The organism is Massilia aquatica, assembly GCF_011682045.1.
Classification (GTDB): domain Bacteria; phylum Pseudomonadota; class Gammaproteobacteria; order Burkholderiales; family Burkholderiaceae_D; genus Telluria_A; species Telluria_A aquatica.
In genome coordinates this window covers 89,156-109,694 of record NZ_VVIW01000009.1, presented here as the reverse complement: position 1 = coordinate 109,694, position 20,539 = coordinate 89,156, and the positions used below count along the sequence as shown (strand labels likewise).

The following is a 20,539-nucleotide window of genomic DNA, read 5'->3' as shown; positions in this document are numbered from 1 at the left end:
AGACGCGCGCGCTGCGACAGGGGAGTCACACGATCGGCCGCAAGCCGCCGGCGCGGGTGCCGACGCAGCGCACCAGCGCATGGCTTGCCGCGTAACACACCACGACGATGGCGCCCACCAGCACGTAACACAGCGGCCCTGGCTGCTGCATCAGGCGGTGGCCGAACAGGTCGGCGCCGATTGCGGTGAGCAGCATCATCAAGGGAAAATGAAACAGGAAGGCGACGCTGGCGCTGTCGGCCAGATGGCGGTTCAGCCTGCCAAAGAAGGAGGACGCCGCGCCGCGCGGCGCAGGTGCCGCGCACATCGGGCTGCGGTAGAGCACGCTGGCGACGGCGGCGAATCCCACGCCGACGATCACGTACTTCCACAGCATGAGCAGCTCACCCCAGGGCGCCGGCAGCAGGTCGGTGCGGGCGCCGGCCACGCGCGAAAACACGATCGCCGCCGCCAGCAAGGCCCAGGCCGCCAGCGGATGGAGCAGGGGGCGCGGCCACGGTCCGCGCAGGCCGACCGCCACGCCGAGCAGCCAGATCGCCAGCCACGGCCAGAAGGTCGGCGGCATCCACAGCGCCAGGACCAGCAGCAGCGCGGCGCCGGCCGCCATCTGCCACGCCGTGCGGCTGCGCCATGCGCACCGCAGCAGGACCAGCAGGCAGCACGACCACCACAGGTAGGCGTACAGATACAGCATGCCGTTGCTGCCGAAGGTCGGCACCAGGGCCGGTTGCAGCATGAACAGGTTGCCGAAAAAAGTGGTCCAGCTCAGGGTGACGGTGCTAAAGGCCGGAAAGTCCGAATACACGCCCGAACCGTTGAGGAAATGTACGCCGCCCAGGTCGAGCAGGCCGCCCAGCGCCAGCAGCGGCAACAGCGCCAGATGCGAGCGCCACCAGCGCGCAAGCAGGGCGCGATCGCCCTGGGCCGCCGGCATGTGGCGCAGGAACAGGCCCACGAAGATGCCGTTGATGACGAAAAACACGGCAAACGATTCGTGCCCGAGTCCTGTGAGGAAATAGAAGATCTGGTCGATCAGCGAGCGCGCCTGCACCGCGTCGTAATCGACGAACATGAGGAAGCGCACGTGATAGACGAGCGCCATCAGGGCGCTGATCCACAGCGACATGTCGAGAAATGTTGCAAAGCGTCTGTTCATTGCGCGCTCCTTGGCATGGTTCGGACGGCAGCCCGGCGGCCCATTGTCTATGCATGTGATCGGCGCTAGTTTGTGGCGCGACAAAGTCGCAAGCCTTGACCGGATCTTTGCGGTGACGCGCTGCAAGTGTCGAAAACCGCCCGGCGCCGGGTGGGATGGCCAGGCGCACCGGAGGATCAGGGCCAAGATGGCGAAAACCCTTGGGTGCGGGGCGGCGGGGAGCTTATAATGCCTGCGACCGTTCAGGTCATTCAAGCGTCCGAAGCGGACCAGGAATGCGGCTGTAGCTCAATGGATAGAGTATTGGCCTCCGAAGCCAAGGGTTGTGGGTTCGATCCCCGCCAGCCGCACCACCAAAACATCATCGTTTCCCGGCATCTTCATTTTGCGGCTGGGTAAACTTGCCGGTAGCAGTCATTCAAGCGTAAAATGCGTTGCACGCGGGTGTAGCTCAATGGTAGAGCAGAAGCTTCCCAAGCTTACGACGAGGGTTCGATTCCCTTCACCCGCTCCAGTGAACTAGCATTCAGTCGTCTGCAGTGAACGCATAAAATCCATCGAGCATGCGCGAGCCTGGCCTGCGTTCATTCCGGCGAACGAAAGGATCCATGCGCGCCATTGCAACCTCGCTCTCCGTCTCCCTTATCCTGGCACTCTTCAGTACTGCTATGCCTGCCCATGCATGCAAACTTGCTGAGGAAGCGTACGACCTCAAAGCATTTTTGGCCAAAAAAGATCCCAAGCAAGTCGTGTTCCTTGGAAAAGTAACGTCGGTCGTATCGCTGCCAGCATCGCCTTTGCTCCTCGTTGATCAAAATTTTGAGTTTGAAACGACGCGCTGGTGGCGCGGGACGCCCCGGGAGATGGTGTCCGGACGCGGGTACGTTGCAAAGCCAACGGGTTCAAGCTGCGATGGTGTGTTTGATTTTTCGGTCGAGGCTGGTGCGGAATGGCTGATCGTCGGCTATGTCGAGAATGGGCGGGTGCATCCGATGAGCATGCTGAGCAAGCGCCTCGCGAACGGCGACGTGCCAAAGGATGTGCTGCACATCCTCGACGCCCATCAGTGAATCCCTATCTTAAGGCCAGCATGAAGACAATCTCCAGTATGTTCCTCTGGCTGACGTCACTGATGTGCTTTCCCGCCACTGCTACGGCATGCACGCCGGCAGGCAAATTTACGCCTTACACTGTCGAGCAGCTCTACAACATCGCCGCCCATGTGGTGTACGCAGAGGGCGGCGAATTGGTGCACTCCCCCAGCGGCGAGCGCGTCACCGTCAAGGTTCTGGAGCATTTCAAAGGGCCGCAACTCGACAGCGTGCCTGCCTACGAAAGTAGCTGCGACCGGCAACCGGAAATTGGCGTCGCCGGAGTGCATTTTCTTGATCCAAACGGCAAAGGGCACGTGATGGCGTATCCGAGCGGCCAGAGCGTGGAGCAGATCCTGGCATCGTTGCGCCGCATCAAAGCCGACGCCGCTGCCGGCAAGACGCCCGCCACAGCGCAATAACGGCAACCGGCATTCAACCGCTACAGTCAATGAACATGTGGCGCACCTGTCCACCTGTACCCCTATCAGCCTGTCTGCTCAGCTGGCGCGAAACTGCCCGATGCCATGGCGTTCGCCTTTGTGCTCCAGGAAGTCCTTCACCTGCCTGACGTATCGCTGGCGATAGCGCGATGTCATTTCGGCCAGCATCGCGTTGATGGTCGAACGCTCGTCTGCCGTGAGCCACGCTCCCAGGTCCCTGAGCAGATACGTCATCGCGTTTTGATTATGAAGCATGTGTTGCGGACGGGTCCTTGTCCATGTGGTACAGAAGAGCGCGCTGCGTATCAGCTGGCCGCGTTCCTGCAAGGGCAGCTTGTCGTCGGCCTCGTAGTCGCGCAGCGCGCGCTGCGCCGCGAGCCACTTCGTTTTCTCAAGCGACACACGGCGCCAGTAAACAAGCAGCGCGGTAGTGGCCAGCAGCGCATAAAAGGGGATCGGGCCCCAGAAAATCATGATGTTGAACGCAAACAAACCCACACCCACCCACCATACCGGCATGACCAGGCCGATTCTTGGCTGCATTCCTAAAAAAACTCGGCGCCGCCGCTAATGCCGAGCGTCAGCGCTGCCAGGACAAAGGGCGTGCCAACGTAGGAAAATGTCGGGAAAAGCGCGCAGAAACCATAGAACAAGGCGGCGATTATTCCGAGCACGACAGCGGCTTCGACGTTGAAGATCATAGGCGATGAGCGCAGTGCTGGTAAGGAGATGATGTAAAGATCGTGCCGACTTTATGCATTATAACGTGCAGATAAGCAATAATTATGGCGGAGGGGCCCGACGCGGGACGCTACGCGAAGCTGTCGGACCCTGATTCGAGGTGAGCTAGAACGGCAGTTGAGCGGTATCCGCGGATGCGGCATCGATATCGATCTCGACAAATGCCACGTGCTCAAGCTGCACCAGCGCCAGCAGTTCGCTAGTCTGGAACGTGGCGAAAGCGCGAAAACCATTATCCTCGATCGATACCAGCATGATCGGCAGTGCCGGGAAATGCGGCTGCAGCCGCACCAGCAGCGCCGGCCCGCGTTCGGGCCGCGTGTCGATGGAGTCGACCAGCACGATCGCCAGCACCAGGCCGCCCACCGTGATGCAGGCCGACTTCATCGGCCCGGCGCGCACGCGCATCAGATGCGGTCGCTTTCCTTGCGCACCACGCGCCCCACGATAATGCAGTCGCTGCCGCGGCACACCTTGCGATGGTACTTGCGCTTGTCGGAGTTGTCGGACTCCAGCCACCAGTCGCCGGCGTCGCGCGAGAGCCTCTTTACCACGGCCTCGCCTTCGTAGTTGACCGCGAACACAGCGCCATCGGCCGGCCGGTTATCGGCCGTGTTGATGACGATGATATCGCCGTCATACAAGGTCGGCTCCATGCTCTCGCCCTTGACCCGCGTGGCCACCAGGCGCTCGGCCACATAGTGGTTGCGCCCCAGCCAGCCGGCGTCGAGCGGCAAGGTGGATCCGGGGTCGTGCTCGGGGTCGGCCTGGAAACCGCTGATGCCGGCCGACAGGCGCAAGGTCACCATCTTGATCTTGACGAAGCGCGGATCGCCGTCTTCCGCAACGACAACGGGCTGCATGCGCGCCAGGCTGGCGCCATCGGCCCCATCGGCCCCATCGGCACCACGGCGCGCCATCGGCCCGGTGCCTTCGTGCAGCCACTCGAAGGCCACATTGCACGCGCTCGCCAGGGCGGCCAGGGTGGCCGCCTCGGGACCGCGCGCGCCGCTGCGGTTGAGAATACGGTTAATCGTCGGCTGCGGTACGCCGGAGGCGCGCGAGAGCGCGCTTTGCGACTGGAAACCGGCTTCTTCCATCGCTTGTGTGAGTCGGTGTGAGATAGTCATGACCGAGATTATACACAGACGAATAGAAATGACCAGAAAAATCCGACAGGTTTGTTGCCAATCTATTCGATTGCGTATAGAATGTGTACATGGATAAAGATATCTCCACCCTGTTACGGGAAATCAAAGACGCTACCGGGTGGACGGAAATGCGCATTGCCACGGCCCTGGGAACAACCCAGCCGACCGTCAACCGTATCCTGAACGGTCAGGCGGAATGCAAAATCGCCACTTTTCACGCGATCTGCGCGCTCCACGCTGAAACGTCCTCATGCCCGCACAAGCGGATCGATGAACTGACCTGAGGCAAACATGAGCAACACCCATCACGCCAGCGGCTTGTCCGCCGGTGCGGGACAGTCACGTCCGCACCCTAGCGGCAGCGCCTCCTCGCAGCCCGCGCCGGTGTACGAACTGCACCCGCTGTGCACCCTGTTTCCGCGCCTGTCCGGCAGCCAGTTCGATGCGCTCAAACGCGACATCGCCGCCCATGGCATGCGCCAGCCGATCGTGCTGTACCAGGGCGCGATCCTCGACGGCGGCAACCGCTACCGCGCCTGCCTCGACACCGGCACCGCGCCGCGCTTCATCGAACTGGACGGCACCGGCGCGGCCGCGTATGTGCTGTCGGCCAATCTGCACCGGCGCCATCTGTCGCCCGGGCAGCAGGCCGCCATCGTCGCCAGCGCGCAGGACTGGAGCCGGGCCCAGCGCAGCGGCGGCGACCGCACGGCGGGGCAGGGTGCAAGGCTGCACCTTGATACCGTGGCCGAGCGCGCCGCGCGCGCGGGCGCCAGCATCCGCACCCAGAAGATGGCCGACAAGGTCGCGCGTGCCGCGCCCGAGCTGGCCAAAATGGTGGGCCGCGGCGAATTGAGCTTGCCCGCCGCGCACGAACGCCTCGCCGCGCCGCCATCGCCATCGCAGCCTGTATCGGGCGGCGCAGCCGCGCACCCCGCGCGCCCCGAGCTGCTGATCGAACTCGAAGCGGCCGACAAGGAAATCCGCCGCCTCGGCGCGCTGGTGCGCGAACTGAGCACGTCCGACCTGGCGCAGCAGGTCGCGGCCTGGTCGCTGCGCTTCGACCAGCTGTCCGGCCGCCTGGCGCAGCTGAACGCCACCTGCAACGACGCCGACAGCAAGGCGCGGCGCTACGCCCGCCTGCTCGAGCGCGTGCGCGCGCTGCTCGGCGTCGACGCCAACGCCGCGATCGTGCCTGCCATCGCGTCGCTCAAGGAGGCCGCCCATGCACGCCATTGAACTGCGCGATTACCAGCGCCAGTCCGAGGACGGTTTGCGCGCGCATATCCGCGACGGCGCGCGCAACCTGATCCTGTCGATTCCCACCGGCGGCGGCAAGACCGTGATCGCCGCGCACATGATGGCCGAGTGCCGCGCCAAGGGCCGGCGCGCCATCTTTGTCGCCGATCGCATCGCCCTGATCGACCAGACCAGCGCCACGCTCGACCGCTATGCCATCGACCACGGTGTGCTGCAGGGCCAGCACTGGCGCTATCGCCCGGCGGAGCCGATCCAGGTGGCCAGCGTGCAAACGCTGGCGCGGCGCGGCTGGCCCCAGGCCGACCTGATCATCGTCGATGAATGCCACGCCCTGCAAAAGACCATCACCGAACGCATCATCGCGCGCGCCACCGTCTGCATCGGCCTGACCGCCACGCCCATCACCAGGGGGCTGGGGCGCTTCTACGACCGCATCGTCACCGTCGCCACCACCAATACCCTGATCCGCGAACAATTCCTGGTGCCGTTCCGCGTCTTCGCCGCCAGCGAGCCCGATATGAGCGGCGTCAAGACCGTGGCCGGCGAATGGAGCGACGATGCCGCCGCCGAGCGCGCCATGCCGATCATCGGCGACTGCGTCGAGGAGTACCTGCGTCACGGCGCGGCCAAGAAATTCATCGCCTTCGGCTGCAACGTGCGCCACTGCGAAGAGATGCAGCGCCAGTTCGCCGCCGCCGGCGTCCTGTGCGAGCTGGTGACCTACCGCAGCGGCGACGAAGCGCGCGCCGCGGCGATTGCCGAATTTCGCAAGCCGGACAGCTACCTGCGCGGCCTGATCAGCGTCAGCGCGCTGAGCAAGGGATTCGACGTCAGCGATGTCGAGGTGATCATCATGGCGCGTCCGCTCAAGTCGAGCCTGGCCGAGCACATGCAGATCCTCGGGCGCGGCTTGCGCAGCCATGCGGGCAAGCGCGAATGCATCGTGCTCGATCACAGCGGCAACTGCCTGCGCTTCTGGAGCGCCATGCACGACTTCCTGGAACATGGCGCCAGCGTGCTGGACGACGCCGAACGGGGCGCGCGCGCCGCCCGCACCCCCAGGGAGCGCATGCCGATGAGGTGCCCGGCCTGCGCCCATGTGCACGATGCGCTGCCGGCCTGCCCGGTGTGCGGAAAAATGCACGACGCGCGCACCCTGACCCAGCACGCCGAGGGCGCGTTGCACGAAGTGGCCGCCGCCGCGCGCCCCGGCACGGCCGACAAGGCCGACTTCCACGCCCAGCTGCTGGCGATCGCGCACCAACGCGGCTACGCGCACGGCTGGGCCGCCAACAAGTTCAGGGAAAAGTACGGCGCCTGGCCGGACGAGCCGGCGCCGGCGCCGCGCGCGCCCACGGCGGCCGTGCTGGGATGGGTGCGTTCGCGCGCCATCGCCTTTGCCAAGGGGAGGCAGGCATGAGCGGCTTCCTTGCCTTCATCGGCGCGCACGGCATCATCGCGCCGGACTACCTCACGCCGGGCAAATGGCAGCGCTGCCGCACCGAAAACCACCCGCGCAAGAAGAACGGCAGCATCAAGCTGGCCGACGACGGCCAGGTCGGCTGGTGCCAGGACTACGCGGTCCATGCCGAGCCGCTGATGTGGCGCGCCGGCCGCGCCGGTGCGCTGGCGGCGCCGCTCGAGCGCGCCCTGATCGCGCGCCGCCAGGCCGAACGGCGCGCCGCGCTGGCCGCCGCCACCTTGAGTGCGCGCAGCCGCTACGCGCAGTGCGCGCCGCTGCGCAATGAACATCCTTACCTGGCCGGCAAAGGCTTCGGCGTGGCCGGCTGCCACGGCCTGCGGGTCGACGCCGCCGGTGCGCTGGTGGTGCCGATGCTGTGCGACGGCGCCATCCTGAGCCTGCAGCGCATTGCGGCGGACGGCGAAAAACGCTTTCATCCGGGCGCCACCACGCGTGGCGCCTGTTACGTCATCGAGCGTCCCGGCGCGACCCTCACGGCCTTTGCCGAAGGCTTCGCCACCGGGCTGACCATCTTTCACGCCGTGCCCGCGTGCCGCGTGGTGGTCGCATTCAACGCCGGCAACCTGCCGGTCGTCGCCAGCGCGCGCCGGCCCGCCGGGCTGGCCGTGGTGTGCGCCGACAACGATTGGGAAACCGCGGCGCGCATCGGCCGCAATCCGGGCCTGGAGTACGCGCGCGCAGCGGCGGCCCTGCTCGGCGTGGGCGTGGCCTATCCCGAGTGCGCCGGCAGCGACTGGAACGATTACCTGTCGACGCAGCTGGAAGCGCGCGCCGCCGCACTGCGGCCCGGCCTGCGCCATGGGCACGCCATCTTGCAGATGCAGGCCGGCGTGTTCGCCGAAATCAAACACAAGGTCATGCGCGAAGCGCGTCTGGTGCGTCCCATGTAGGGCGCCGGGTGGAGCGGACGACACCCGAAAAAACGTGCACGGGCCTGTATCGGCCCACACCGCGCAAAGACTGGCCGCCAGCCATACACCAGGCAAGACAAGAACAAGGCGCGAGGGGGCCTTGCCGAGGACCGCGAGCACGGTCCGGAGCGAACAGCGGTGAGTGTTGAAAAAACTGGCCCGCTTGCAGGTCGCATTCGACAAGAGTGCGCCCGACAAGCGGACCGAGGGGAGGTAAGGGCTGCACCTTGGCGGGATTGACCACCCGTGAAGCGGCTACGTGCGATAGCAGTTTTTGTCTGTTTTGCTCAGGGGGCGGGAAACCACCTCTTTTACACATGCAATCAAGAGGGTTCAACCAACCCCTCTAATGACCACTTATGGGGAATCGACATATGAACACCAACTGCATCACCAAGGGAGCAAACACGATGGACACACTGACCATGGCATGGCGCGGCAACGACGCGGGCAGCGCAGGCAATGCAGGCAAGCTGCGCGCCGAAGCGGCCGTACCGGCGCGCGCACGCGTGCTGACCCGGGCCCCGGCGCCGGTAGCGGCCGCGTCGCCGCGGATGCCGGCGCTGCGCGCCTGCGGCGCACAGGATGCGCCGGGCAAGCAGAATCCGCAGAACCAGCAGAACCAGCAGCGCGCCGCTTCCAACGACCTGGCGCCGGCGCGGCCGGTGCAGGAGCGCCTGGCCGACGATCCGGTCAATCTGTGCCTCGAACTGTGGAAGCGCTGGATGGCCGGCGACGCCGACCGCGACCTGGGCACGCGCACCATGCGCGGCCTGCGCGGCGACGGCGACGGCCACGGCGTCGACCTGTACGAAGCGCAGCAGGCCAGCGACATCAAGATGGCCGAAGCCACCGACGCCATGATCGGCAGCCTCGAGCGCATCCACGTGTGGGCCATCTACCGCGCCTGCAGCCTGGCCACGGTGTGGGCGTTTCCGAACGCGTCGCTGGTGGACGTGGCGGCCGAGGCGCGTGCGCAACTGCGCGAAAAACTTCGCAAAAACATTTGCACGGGCATTTTGTTTTGATATAATTGAGGCTCAGGTCGGGTTCGCTCGTCCAAAGAAAAGCCCGCTACTAACCTAGCGGGCTTTTTGCATTGGGGCGCGCAAACAGCACCGGCCTGGACAACCCAGTCAATCGACACCAAGGTGCAATCCCGCACCATCACAGCAGGATCAGAATCATCCAACCACAACCGCACAGCATTCGCTTGCGGTTTTTTTTCGTCTAAAGGAATCAACATGGGCACTGCAAGCGGCATTTACAAACAAGTCAGCTACAAAGAAGAACTCACCTACGGCGTGCAGCCGGCCGCGGCCGCATCGCAAGCCGTGCGCCGCGTCACCTCGTCGCTGGACATGACCAAGGACACCTACCAGTCCAACGAGATCCGCACCGACTTCCAGATGAGCGACTTCCGTCACGGCCAGCGCAAGGTCGGCGGCGCGATCAGCGGCGAGCTGTCGGCCAAGACCTATGCGGACTTCATGGCTGCGGCCCTGAAGAAGCCATTCACGGCCACCCCCGCCATCGTCGGCGCCGCCATCACCATCTCGGGTGTTCCCGGCGCTTACAGCATCACCCGCGCGGCCGGCTCGTTCCTGCTCGAAGGCATCAAGATCGGCGATGTCATTCGCCTCACGGTCGGCGCCTTCAACCCTGCCAACCTGAACAAGAACATCCTGGTCACCAACGTCAGCGCGCTGGTGCTGACCTGCCTGGTGCTCAACGGCACCTCGCTGGCGTCGGAAGGCCCGATCGCATCGGCCAATGTGACGGTGTGGGGCAAGAAATCCCTGATCCCGCAAACCGGCCACGCCGACAAGTCGTATTCGATCGAGCACTGGTATCCGGAAGTGCCGACCAGCGAAGTGTTCACCGGCTGCAAAGTGTCGAAAATCGGCATCTCGCTGCCGCCGACCGGCATGGCCACCTGCAACGTGGAATTCCAGGGCCAGAACGCGGTCACCAATGTCGGCCAGTACTTCACCAACCCGCTGCCGGTCACGGCCACCAGCACCATGGCCTCGGTCAACGGCGTGTTGCGCGTGGGCGGCATGACGGTCGCCAACGTGACCGGCCTGAGCATCGACATCGCCGCGGCCCAGACCGGCGAGCCGACGGTCGGCTCGAACACGGTCACGTTCCAGGCCGCGGGACGGGTGATCGTCACCGGCCAGATCACGGCCACGTTCGATTCGACCGCGCTGCGCGACGCCTTCTACAACGAAAGCGAAATCAGCCTGTACGCGGTGTTCACGTCGGATAACACCGGCGCGGCCGATTTCATCGCCTTCAGCATCCCGCGCATCAAGATCGGCGGCGCGTCCAAGGACGACGGCGAAAAAGCCATCATCCAGACCTTCCCGTTCCAGGCGCTGCTCAACAACGCCGGCGGTGCCGCCCTGGCAACCGACCTGACCACCATCGCCATCCAGGACTCGGCAGCGTAAGCGGCCGCGCTTCTTCACGCAACAACGCTGCGCCGGGATTGCCTGGCGCCGCATCACCAGCACCGGCCGGACCGCTGTCGCCTTTCGCGGGCGCGGCGTTCCGGCACGGGCACATTGCAGTTCTGTTTGTCATTCCCTCATTTGTCATTCCCCCATTTACTCGCGAAAGAAAAACCACATGAACACCATCGACAACAACGTCAGCGACCTCACCTTCAAACTGATCAACAACCTGGACCTGGACGACTACGAAGACATCGTGGCCGGCCGCCTGGTGCTGCTCAACCCGAAGACCAACGAGCCGAGCTCGGCTTACATCGAACTGGCCAGCCCGGAACACCAGGCGCGCAAGCGCATCGACCTGGCGCGCACCCGCAAGCTGCGTTCCGAATATTCGCAGACCGGCAAGATGCCGAGCACCGACCCGGTCGACGACATCGAAGAAGAGACCGACTACCTGGTCGCCTCCACCCTGGGCTGGAACCTGTCGCAGGGCGGCGCCCCGGTGCTGTTCACGGCCGAGGCCGCGCGCAAGCTGTTTACCGATCCGAAAAAGCAATGGGTGCGTGCCCAGGCGCTGGCCGGCCTGCGCAAGACTGAGCTTTTTATCAAAGACTCCGCGAAAGCCTAGCGGAGTGCTGCCGCGCCGAGTATGAGCTGGCGGCGCGGCAAGGCGACGGCGCCAGCCTGCGCACCCATTTGCTCAGGCTGGCGGCCAACACCGGCAAGCGCGACGCGCGGCTGCTCATCGAGTGGCCGCGCCTGGGTTTGCCGGTCTGGGAGGCGTTCACGCGCCTCGTCAGGGCGCCGTCGATGAACGGCGTGGAACGCATCAGTACGCAGGAAATCGCCGCTTACCAGGACGTCTACGGCGTCCGTTTTACGCGCTGGGAACTGGACATGCTGGCCATGTTCGACCACATCGCGATCGACGTATCAAACAAAACACAGTAACCACAACATAGATTGGACCGCACATGATCGCTGGAGACATGGAAACCCGGCTGCGCGCTGATATTGCGCAGCTGCAGCGCTTTATGCAGGATGTCGACGTCCTGGTCAGGACTTCCGTCGATGACATGCAAAAGAAGATCGTTGCCGCGCTGGGCAATATTTCGACCACGGTCGGTGACGCCGTCAACAACCTCAATGGCGTGGTCGCCACCGCCGCCAGCGCACTGACCACGCTGACCACGAACGCGGCCAGCGGCGTGGCCGCGGCAGGCGGACAGGCGGCGAGCGCGATGAGCAAGGCGATGGCGGCCGCCAATAGCGCGCTGGTCGGCTATGCCAAGAACATGGTGATGGATTTTCCTGCCTGGATCAAGGGCGGCATCGATGCCGCCGATGCCGTCGGCGCGCTGGCCAAGAAGACTGGCATCGCCACCAAGGACGTCGCCGGTTTGCAACTGGCATTCACCCAAGGCGGCGCCAGCGGCACGGTGTTCGAGAAGTCGATGGCCAAGCTCGCCACCGGCATCGCTGAAGGCAATAGCGGCCTTGGCGCACTGAAAATCAAGACCGAGACGGTCGGTGTCGGCTTCGCCAAGAGCAAGGACGTGCTCTATTCGGTGGCCGAGGCGTTCAAGGGCATGGAGGACGGCGCCCAGAAGAGCGCGCTGGCTGTCAAGATTTTTGGCGAAGGTGGCGATGCCCTGATTCCAATGCTCAATGACGGCGCCAAGGGCCTGAAAGAGATGGAAGAGAACGCGCGCGCGCTGGGCCTGACGATCAGCGACGAAACGGCCGAGAGCGCCGGCAAGTTCAACAGCCAGCTCGACCTGATCAAGCTCGGCGCCACGGGGATGGCCACCCGCATCGCCGCCGACTTGCTGCCGACCCTGACCAATCTGTCGGGCGTGTTCCTGGAGACGATGAAGAGCAGCGAACTGCTCGGCTTTGCAGCGCATGTGCTTGGCGGTTTCCTGAAATCGCTGTTTGCCGTAGCCCTCATGGTGGGCGAAGTCTTCTCTCAGGTTGGCAAGACGATCGGCGGGATGATGGCGGAAATCGCGGTCGGCGTCGGTGGCTACGGCGAGGCGATCGGCAAACTCATGAACCGCGACTGGAGTGGCGCCCTGGCTTCGGCCAAGCAGACCTACGCGCAGATTACGGCCATGAACGCCGACATCCGCCAGGACAAGATCGACAGCATGAGCGCCACGTTCGGCAGGATGGAAAAGGTGTTCTCCCCCGATGCGCCCGAGAAACCGAAGGAAGATCGGAAGAAAATCGGCTTGAAGGATGAATTGTTGCGCGAACAGAAAGAGCGCGAAGCGGCCAAGAAGAGGGCCGAGGAAAACCGTGCTAGCGCGAACAAGGACACCGATAACTATATTAAATCCCTGGAGAAGGAGCGGAGCGAAATCGGGCTGTCGGCAGCGGCGGTCAAACAGAGCACGGCCGAACGCGAAGCGGCCAAGGCGCCGCAGGAGTCGCAGCGCCAGCGCATCCTGGAACTGGCGGCGGCGATCAAAAAGGAGACGGCCGCCAACGAGGAGGCCAGCAAGGCCGAGAAGAAGCGCCAGCAAGACGCGGCCGCTGCGCTCGAGGTGTACACCAATGGCGCCAAGAAAATGAAGGACGAGGTCGATGCCCTGGCGCGCCAGAAAGAGGTCCATGGCAAATCGGCCAAGGAAGTTGAAGAGCATGACACGAATAAACTGAAGAAGAAGCTGGTGGACGGCGCGACGCCGGAGGAAACCACGGCCATCCAGCAAACCCTGAACCTGACCGAGCAAAGGACCACGCTGCGCGTGCAGATCGAGGGCATGGATGCGCTCAAGAAGGCCGGCGAGGAACTCGACAAGTTCCTCGATCCGGGCAAGGCCCTCGATTTTGGCGCAGCGCTCAAGCAGGCGTTCGGCAGCGCCGGCGAAGCGATGAACAAGATGATCACCGTCTTCGGCGAGTATGGCGCCAAGGAAGAAGCGACCGCCAAGGCACGCCAGAACGCGACCAGCAAGTACGCCAGCGGATCGAAGGAGCTCGCTGAAGTGACGCGCCAGATCGCGGTCAAGGAAACCAAGGATCGGCTCGGCTCGTATGGCGACATGGCCTCCGCCGCCAAGGGCTTTTTCAAGGAGGGCAGCACTGGCTACAAATCGCTGGAAGCGGCGGAAAAAACCTTCCGCGCAGTCGAAACGGCGATGGCGATCAAGTCGATGCTGACCAAGACCGGTTTGCTCGAAGCGTTCACCGGCTTGTTTGTCACCTCCAAGGCCACGGAAGTGGCCGCCGAAACATCGACCCTGGCGCCGGTCGTGGCTGTCGAGACCGCCAAACAGGGCGTGTTCGGCGTGACCGCCCTGGCCGCCTCGCTGGCCTTGCCGTTCCCGGCCTGCCTGCCGGCGTTCGCCGTTGTGGCGGCGATGCTGGCGGCGATCGGCGTGGCGGTGTCGGGCGGCGGTGGCGGTGGCGCGCCGGTGGCCACCACCTTTGAAGAGCGCCAGAAGACGCAGGGCACCGGTACCGTGTTCGGTGACGAAACCGCCAAGTCGGAATCGATGGCCAAGTCGCTCGAACTGCTGGAAAAGAATTCGTCGGTCGAACTGACCTACCAGAACCGCATGCTGCAAGCGCTGCGCAACATCGAATCGGCGCTCGGCGGCGCGGCCAGGGGCATCTTCCAGACCGCCGGCCTGACCAGCGGCAGCGCCTTCGGCACCCGCGACGCCAAGAGTGAATCGTTTTTCGGTTCCGACACCAGCACCACCATTACCGATACCGGCGTGCGCTTCCAGGGGACGCTGGGCGCGCTGCGCACCGGCAAAGGCAGCGGCTTCCAGTACGAAGACGTCACCAAGACCAGCGACGGCGGCTGGTTCCACGGCGACAGCCGCGAGGACTTCACCAACAAGCGCGCGCTCGAGGCGAAAGCGCTCAAGCCATTCACGCTGATCTTCGACAGCCTCGGCGACCTGCTGGTCGGCGCCGGCGCCCAGCTCGGTGTCGACGGCGCCGGCCTGACCAAGGCCATCGACGCCGTGGTCATCGACTTTGGCGTCAGCACCCGCAATCTCAAGGGCCAGGAGCTGGTCGATGAATTGTCGGCCGGCGTCAGCGCGGCCTTCGATACGGTCGCAAACAATGCGTTCCCGATGCTGGCCGACCTGGTGAAGGTCGGCGAAGGCCTGGGCGAGACCCTGGTGAGGGTGGCCTCGAACTACCAGGCGCTCGACGTTGCGCTTGGCTCGATCGGCATGGCGTTCAGCGCCACCGGCCTGTCGAGCTTGCAGGCGCGCGAAGACTTCATCCATCTGGCCGGCGGCATCGATGCCTTGTCCGACAATATCAGCGGCTTTGCCGACAATTTTCTCAATGAAGCCGAGCGCCTGGCGCCGGTCGAGAAATTCGTCAAGACCCAGATGGCCGCACTGCAGCTGGGCCATGTCGACACGCGCAAGGAGTTCAAGGAGACCGTCCTGGCGCTCGATGTCACCAAGGAAGGCGATGCCAAGACCTATGTGGCCCTGATGGCGCTGCAGGAAGCGTTTGCCTCGGTCGTTCCCGCCATCGACGAGGTGGTGAAAACGGCCGCCGATATCGCCAGCGAGAAAAAGGGGCTGGAGGCCCAGCGCGACGAACTGAAGATGACGCCCGAGAACTTGCAGCAAAAACGCCGCAGCGACATTGCGACGCAAAACCAGGGGCTGTTCGATGAAGTGCAGGGCTTGTTATCAGCCAAGGCCCTGGCAGAGAAGAACAAGGGCATCGATGACCAGATCCAGGCCTTGAAAAATGCCGCGCTGACGCTGGCCGAGCAGCGCGCCAAGGAAGTGGTCGGCCTCGACGAGTCGACCGTGGCCCTGATCAAGGAGCGCAACGCGCTGCAGGACGTGGTCGCAGCGAAGGCGCTGGAGGCCAAGAACCGCGGCATCGAAATCCAGATCATGGAATTGTCGGGCAACAAGATCGGTGCGCTCAAGGCCACCCGGGAAGCCGAGCTGGTGGGACTGGAGGCATCGACTGCGGCCCTGGTCAAGGAGCGCAACGCGCTGCAGGACTTGGCCACGGCCAAGGCGCTGGAAGCCAAGAACCGCAGCATCGAAATCCAGATCATGGAATTGACGGGTAACAAGATCGGTGCGCTCAAGGCCACCCGCGAAACCGAGCTGGTGGGACTGGAAGCCTCCACCGTCGCCCTGGTCAAGCATCGCAACGCCTTGCAGGACCAGGCGCTGGCGGCAAGCAATGCCGTCACCGGCGCGAATACCGCCTTTAACAATGTGAAAGCGGCGGTCGAGCAGGACAAGGCCGATCTGGAAACGGCTTACCAGGCCAACGTCAAGGCGATCCAGAAGCGCGCCGACGACGCCAAGGTGGCCATCGACGGCATTACCCAGCGCGCCGATGCGGTGCGCGCCGTGTTCGAGAAACTCAACACGGCGCTGGCCTCGACCGTGATCGAATCGAAAGCGTTCGACGGGGCCCAGCGCAGGTCGGCCCAGGAGTTGCTGGCGCGCGCAGCGGCCACCACGCGTGGCGGCGGCACGGCCGATATCAAGGGCCTGGACGACGCGCTGGCAACCATCGCCAAACCATCGCAGCAACTGTTCCGGAGTTTCGAGGAATGGGCGCGCGACCAGGCACGCACCGGCAACAGCATTGCCGCCTTGCAGCAGAACGCGAAGGCCGAGATCGATGTGGCGGAGCTGACCGTGGCGGCCATCAACCGCTCAGTCAGCGCCATCGAGGGCGGTACCGCAGCGGAACTGCGCCTGCTCGAGAAGCAGCACGAAGATGCGATGGCAAAGCAGCAGGAGATCATCGACAGCGCCAAGTTGCAACTCGACGCCGCCCTGGGCCTGAACACCGGCATCCTGTCCGTCACCGAAGCGCTCAAGCAATTCGGCACGGCGCTGACCGTGGTCAAGACCACCCAAAGCCCGCGCACCGTCGAGGGTCTGTACGAACAGATCCTCGGCCGCAAGGGCGAGCAGGGTGGGCTGGACTTCTGGAAGAAGGCTTTCGGCGAATCGATCGACGACGGCGAAGTGGCCGATTTCACCAAGGCGGCCAAGCCCGAACTCGAGGCCAAGGAGAAAGGCGCCTGGCAGCAATTCCTGAGCGAGCATGGCATTCCATCCAGTGCCAGCGGGGGCGGCGCGCCGCCGCTGACTTCGGTCGGCGCCGCGCCGGTCACATCGGTCGGGGCCGCACCAACGCTGCTGACGGTCGACCAGCTGTACCAAAACATCCTGCATCGCCGCGGCGAGACAGCCGGGCTGACGTTCTGGAAGAACGCCTTCGGCGCTTCGGTCGATGCGGTCGAGGAGCTCGAGTTCAGGAAAGCGGCCCTGCCGGAACTGCAGGCGCGCGAGAACGGCACGCTGGCGCAGTTCCTGCGCGATCACGGTGTGCCGGGCTATGCCGACGGCGGCCAGTTCGAGGGCGGCGTGCGCCTGGTGGGCGAGAACGGTCCGGAACTCGAAGCGACCGGTCCGGCGCGCATTTACAACGCCGGGCAAACGCGCTCGCTGCTGGTCAACGCCGGCAGCGGCGACCTGGCCGGCGAAATTCGCGAGCTGCGCATGGTGGTGCAGTCGCAGGCCGAAGCACTGATCGAGATCTCGTCCAACACGGGCAAGACGGCCGGCAGCAGCGATCAGTTGGCCAAGCAGTTCAACAACGTCAGCTCCGGCGGCAATAACCTTCGAACGAAAGCAATCGCATGAGCCAACCCTGCAGTGTCCTGGTGCCCGTCAAGGTCACCGGCGCCATGATCGTGAGCACCTCGGTGCTCGAAAACGATTATGGCGCCTACCTCCCGAACAAGGCCTACGCGCTGGGCGAGCGGTGCATCAGCACCGTCACCCACCGCATTTACGAGAGCGTCTCGGCCTCGCCCAACAGCGGCCACGATCCGACCCTGCTGATCAACCAGTTCGGCGCCGTGCCGTGGTGGGTCGACCAGGGGCCGACCAATCTGTGGGCCATGTTCGACGGCTACGTGTCGACCCAGTGCACGGTTGCCTCGCCCCTGAGCGTGACCTTGCGGGTGGGCGCCTTCAACGCCATCGCCATGTTCGGCCTGGACGCCGACAGGATCGACATCACGGTGCTCGATTCTCCCGGCGGCAAGGTGGTCTACAGCTATTCGGACGACCTGGAAGGGTCGGACCCGCCCGACTATTACGAGTGGTGCTTCGACCGCTTCAAGCCGCAGACCGATTTTGTCGGCACCGGCCTGGAAGCCTACAACGATGCCCAGGTGACGATCACCTTGAGCAAGATCACCGGGCCGGTGAAGTGCGGCCTGATCGCCCTGGGCGACATGCGCCCGCTCGGCCTGACCGAGTACGGCGCCAAGGTCACGCCGCAGACCTTCAGCTATGTCGATGTCGACAAATTCGGCCGCACCACCATCGAACTGGGCGCCAACACCACCGACATGAGCCTGGCGGCCAAGCTCGGCATCAGCGACGCGGCGGCGGTCTACGCCACGCTCAAGGAACTGCAGGCGGTTCCCTGCGTGTGGATCGCCACCGACCTGGTCGATTACTCACCCCTGCGGGTGTTCGGACTGGGCACGCCGACGCTCTCGTTCGACGGCCCCGATCTCTGTACTGTTAACCTCGAAGTGAAAGGATTTATCTAATGGCAATCGAAATTCCACCTCCAATTACCCCGGGCCCGGTCCCGGTCATCCAGCGCGGCGACCGCGCGACCTTTTCCAGCCGCCTGGACGCCTTCGTGCGCTGGATCATCGCCGGCGTGCCGCAGTTCGTCGCGGTGGCCGCCAACGTCGAGCATAACGCCGCCGAGGCCCTGACCAGCGCCACGGCGGCCGATAAATCGGCGCTGGCGTCGAAGGACTCGGCCAAGGCTTCGTCCGACTCGGCGGCGTTGGCGGCGGCGGCGGCCGAAACGGCCAACGGCACCCAGCTCACCAGTACCAGCGTGTCGCCGCTGCCGATCGGCAATGGCAACCGGACGTTCGAGACCCAGGCGGCCAAGCAGTTCCGCGTCAACGTGCCGATGGTGGCCGTGTCGGCCAGCGATCCGACTGCGCGCATGTTCGGCACCGTGGTCAGCTATACCGGGACCAGCCTGGTGCTGAACATTACCTCGTTCAGCGGGGTTGGCACGGTATCGAACTGGAACATCTCGGTGGCCGGCGCCGCCGGTCCGGCCGGCAGCAGCGTGTTGGCCGGAAACGCGACCGACGCCATCAACGAAAAGCGTGGCGCCGACATGGTGTCCTCGGCCAGGCCCGACATCTGGGCGGCCGGCGGCAACACGGTGGTGCTGACCACCACCGATGCGATTACCGGCTTTCCGCCGGCGCCGCAGGCCGGCGCTACGCGCCGTTTCATCGCCTCCGGCAACACGCCGATCCAGGGCGACGCCAACCTGGTGATCAAGGGCGGCTCGAACGTGCTGGCGGCGGGCGACGAAGTGCAGGTGCTGGCGCTGACCACCACCACCTTCCGTGCCACCATCACCCGCGCCGACGGCAGCGCGGTGGCGGCGCGCGTGGTGCGCTACGACGCCGGCACAGTCAACACCCTGGACTTCCGCAACGGCCAGGTGCAGCGCTGGGCGCCGGTGGCTGGCGCCAACGTGCTCAACATCGTCAACTGGCCGCCGGCCGGGCAGCTGGGCGAACTGCTGATCGAAGGCTACGCGCTGTCGGGACGCTGGAATCCGACCAACATCAAGTGGATCAAGTCCGATGGTTCGCATGCCGCCACCCTGGGCGCGGTGCCGGTGACGATGCTGGCAAGCACCACCGTCGCCGACTGGATCTTGCTGTGGACGGTCGATGGCGGGGTCAATATTTTCGGAAAGGTGATGCGCTGATGAGTATGCTACTTTTCCGGCAAGGCATGAGCGGTTCGCGCCAGCTGGTGAACCTGACGTTCTATTCGAACACCACGTGGCCCTGCCCGGCGACCACCACCCGCATCGTTTCTTTGGTTGGACAGGGATCATCAGGGACGGCCCAGTCGAGTGCTGCCGTATCGACCTATTGTACCGAGGTGACGTACATTAATGATGGTCAGTTCCCCGAAGGTCTTACGCTCGGTAACTACGGCTGGTGGAGTGCCTGGGAGGATGCGGAATACGACGCTGCGGCGCGCCTGAACAACGGTGGCGGCGCGGCCGGTTTTTATCGGACGCAAGTCACTCAGTACTCTCACCCGAATTTTGGCGACAAGTACAGGTTGACGAGCACCTTGGTGCCTTACTACGATTTCGTCCCGGGTTCGGCCTACATTACGTATAACGGTGTGTTTCCGCAAAACGGGGAGATTCGTAACAGTGCCAGTGCCGTGCTTAACTCCAGGTATACGATTCCTGCCACCAACGGTGCGCCCGCCAGCGCTTTTGGGAGAACATTTCCTGGCGGTGTGGGAGGCCCGGCTAACCAACTTTCGGACGGCGATTTTGCCGTCGCTCCCGGCCAGCCCTACCCGATCGGGGTTCCGCCCGGCGGATGGGTCAGCCTCAGTTATTATCAGTAACCCACCCAACCCGCTTCGGCGGGTTTTTTTTATGGGAGGCATCCATGCAAATCGATCCGACTGGCGACAGCGTCGCGGGCATCAAATACAGCGTGCTGATCTTTTCCTTCATCGGCGCCGCAGTCTCGCTCAGCTACGCAAAAGAAATGACGCGCCCCCAGGCGCTGACCGCCATTACCGTCGGCACGGTGGTGTCGGTGATGGCAACGCCGCTGATCCTGCATTACCTCGGCCTGCCGCAAGAACTCGACCGCGCAATCGCGTTCTTTTCCGGCCTGGCGGCGATGCGCGCGGTGCCCGTCCTGTTTTCCCTGATCGACCGCCTGCGCGACATCAAGCTGCCATGGTTGTCGGAACACAATGACCCGAAGGAATAA

The 20,539-nt window shown here is 64.4% G+C and carries 20 protein-coding genes and 2 tRNA genes; 17 read left to right on the top strand and 5 right to left on the bottom strand.

Features of this window, described 5'->3' with window-relative positions:
* Nucleotides 1-25 precede the first annotated feature (25 nt).
* A complete protein-coding gene (locus F1609_RS17030) occupies nt 26-1,156 on the bottom strand; it encodes a hypothetical protein (RefSeq protein WP_167077598.1) in 1,131 nt (376 codons plus the stop codon).
* 277 nt (nt 1,157-1,433) lie between these two features.
* Between F1609_RS17030 and F1609_RS17025 the strand changes: the two genes are divergently transcribed.
* The 4 genes from F1609_RS17025 to F1609_RS17010 all read left to right on the top strand — a co-directional run bounded on the left by F1609_RS17025 (nt 1,434) and on the right by F1609_RS17010 (nt 2,669).
* A tRNA-Arg gene (locus F1609_RS17025) sits at nt 1,434-1,509 on the top strand.
* Nucleotides 1,510-1,596: 87 nt separating this feature from the next.
* Nucleotides 1,597-1,670, top strand: a tRNA-Gly gene (locus tag F1609_RS17020).
* Nucleotides 1,671-1,764: 94 nt separating this feature from the next.
* On the top strand, nt 1,765-2,226 hold the full coding sequence (locus tag F1609_RS17015; RefSeq protein ID WP_167077597.1) for a hypothetical protein: 462 nt from the start codon (nt 1,765-1,767) through the stop codon (nt 2,224-2,226).
* A 20-nt stretch (nt 2,227-2,246) separates the two neighbouring features.
* The gene (locus F1609_RS17010) at nt 2,247-2,669 is read left to right on the top strand and encodes a hypothetical protein (protein ID WP_167077596.1); all 423 of its coding nucleotides are present in this window, start codon (nt 2,247-2,249) and stop codon (nt 2,667-2,669) included.
* Nucleotides 2,670-2,747: 78 nt separating this feature from the next.
* Here F1609_RS17010 and F1609_RS17005 read toward each other — a convergent pair whose 3' ends face one another.
* The 4 genes from F1609_RS17005 to F1609_RS16990 all read right to left on the bottom strand — a co-directional run bounded on the left by F1609_RS17005 (nt 2,748) and on the right by F1609_RS16990 (nt 4,561).
* Complete coding sequence (locus F1609_RS17005; protein WP_206752959.1) at nt 2,748-3,188, bottom strand: hypothetical protein; 441 nt, start codon at nt 3,186-3,188, stop codon at nt 2,748-2,750.
* 47 nt (nt 3,189-3,235) lie between these two features.
* Nucleotides 3,236-3,391, bottom strand: coding sequence for a hypothetical protein (locus tag F1609_RS17000; protein WP_167077594.1), 156 nt, complete (start codon nt 3,389-3,391; stop codon nt 3,236-3,238).
* Between the two features lie 145 nt (nt 3,392-3,536).
* The gene (locus tag F1609_RS16995) at nt 3,537-3,839 is read right to left on the bottom strand and encodes a hypothetical protein (protein ID WP_167077593.1); all 303 of its coding nucleotides are present in this window, start codon (nt 3,837-3,839) and stop codon (nt 3,537-3,539) included.
* Entirely contained in the window at nt 3,839-4,561 is a 723-nt protein-coding gene (locus F1609_RS16990) for a LexA family transcriptional regulator (protein ID WP_167077592.1), read from the bottom strand. The genes F1609_RS16995 and F1609_RS16990 overlap by 1 nt, the downstream gene beginning before the upstream one ends.
* Nucleotides 4,562-4,650: 89 nt before the next feature.
* Between F1609_RS16990 and F1609_RS16985 the strand changes: the two genes are divergently transcribed.
* The 13 genes from F1609_RS16985 to F1609_RS16925 all read left to right on the top strand — a co-directional run bounded on the left by F1609_RS16985 (nt 4,651) and on the right by F1609_RS16925 (nt 20,539).
* Complete coding sequence (locus F1609_RS16985) at nt 4,651-4,866, top strand: helix-turn-helix domain-containing protein (protein ID WP_167077591.1); 216 nt, start codon at nt 4,651-4,653, stop codon at nt 4,864-4,866.
* A gap of 7 nt (nt 4,867-4,873) precedes the next feature.
* Complete coding sequence (locus F1609_RS16980; RefSeq protein WP_167077590.1) at nt 4,874-5,821, top strand: ParB/RepB/Spo0J family partition protein; 948 nt, start codon at nt 4,874-4,876, stop codon at nt 5,819-5,821.
* On the top strand, nt 5,808-7,262 hold the full coding sequence (locus F1609_RS16975) for a DEAD/DEAH box helicase (RefSeq protein ID WP_167077589.1): 1,455 nt from the start codon (nt 5,808-5,810) through the stop codon (nt 7,260-7,262). Before F1609_RS16980 ends, F1609_RS16975 begins: the two co-directional genes overlap by 14 nt.
* Entirely contained in the window at nt 7,259-8,215 is a 957-nt protein-coding gene (locus tag F1609_RS16970) for a toprim domain-containing protein (RefSeq protein WP_167077588.1), read from the top strand. The genes F1609_RS16975 and F1609_RS16970 overlap by 4 nt, the downstream gene beginning before the upstream one ends.
* A 431-nt stretch (nt 8,216-8,646) precedes the next feature.
* Nucleotides 8,647-9,264, top strand: a complete 618-nt coding sequence (locus tag F1609_RS16965; RefSeq protein ID WP_167077587.1) for a hypothetical protein — start codon at nt 8,647-8,649, stop codon at nt 9,262-9,264.
* Between the two features lie 216 nt (nt 9,265-9,480).
* The gene (locus F1609_RS16960; protein ID WP_167077586.1) at nt 9,481-10,692 is read left to right on the top strand and encodes a phage tail tube protein; all 1,212 of its coding nucleotides are present in this window, start codon (nt 9,481-9,483) and stop codon (nt 10,690-10,692) included.
* 178 nt (nt 10,693-10,870) lie between these two features.
* Entirely contained in the window at nt 10,871-11,323 is a 453-nt protein-coding gene (locus F1609_RS16955) for a hypothetical protein (RefSeq protein ID WP_167077585.1), read from the top strand.
* 68 nt (nt 11,324-11,391) lie between these two features.
* Nucleotides 11,392-11,646, top strand: a complete 255-nt coding sequence (locus tag F1609_RS16950) for a phage tail assembly chaperone (RefSeq protein ID WP_167077584.1) — start codon at nt 11,392-11,394, stop codon at nt 11,644-11,646.
* 23 nt (nt 11,647-11,669) lie between these two features.
* Nucleotides 11,670-17,369, top strand: a complete 5,700-nt coding sequence (locus tag F1609_RS16945) for a coiled-coil domain-containing protein (protein WP_167077583.1) — start codon at nt 11,670-11,672, stop codon at nt 17,367-17,369.
* Entirely contained in the window at nt 17,366-18,292 is a 927-nt protein-coding gene (locus F1609_RS16940) for a hypothetical protein (protein ID WP_167077582.1), read from the top strand. Before F1609_RS16945 ends, F1609_RS16940 begins: the two co-directional genes overlap by 4 nt.
* The gene (locus tag F1609_RS16935; RefSeq protein WP_167077581.1) at nt 18,292-19,497 is read left to right on the top strand and encodes a hypothetical protein; all 1,206 of its coding nucleotides are present in this window, start codon (nt 18,292-18,294) and stop codon (nt 19,495-19,497) included. Before F1609_RS16940 ends, F1609_RS16935 begins: the two co-directional genes overlap by 1 nt.
* Entirely contained in the window at nt 19,497-20,162 is a 666-nt protein-coding gene (locus tag F1609_RS16930; protein WP_167077580.1) for a hypothetical protein, read from the top strand. Before F1609_RS16935 ends, F1609_RS16930 begins: the two co-directional genes overlap by 1 nt.
* Nucleotides 20,163-20,206: 44 nt before the next feature.
* Nucleotides 20,207-20,539, top strand: coding sequence for a hypothetical protein (locus tag F1609_RS16925; RefSeq protein ID WP_167077579.1), 333 nt, complete (start codon nt 20,207-20,209; stop codon nt 20,537-20,539).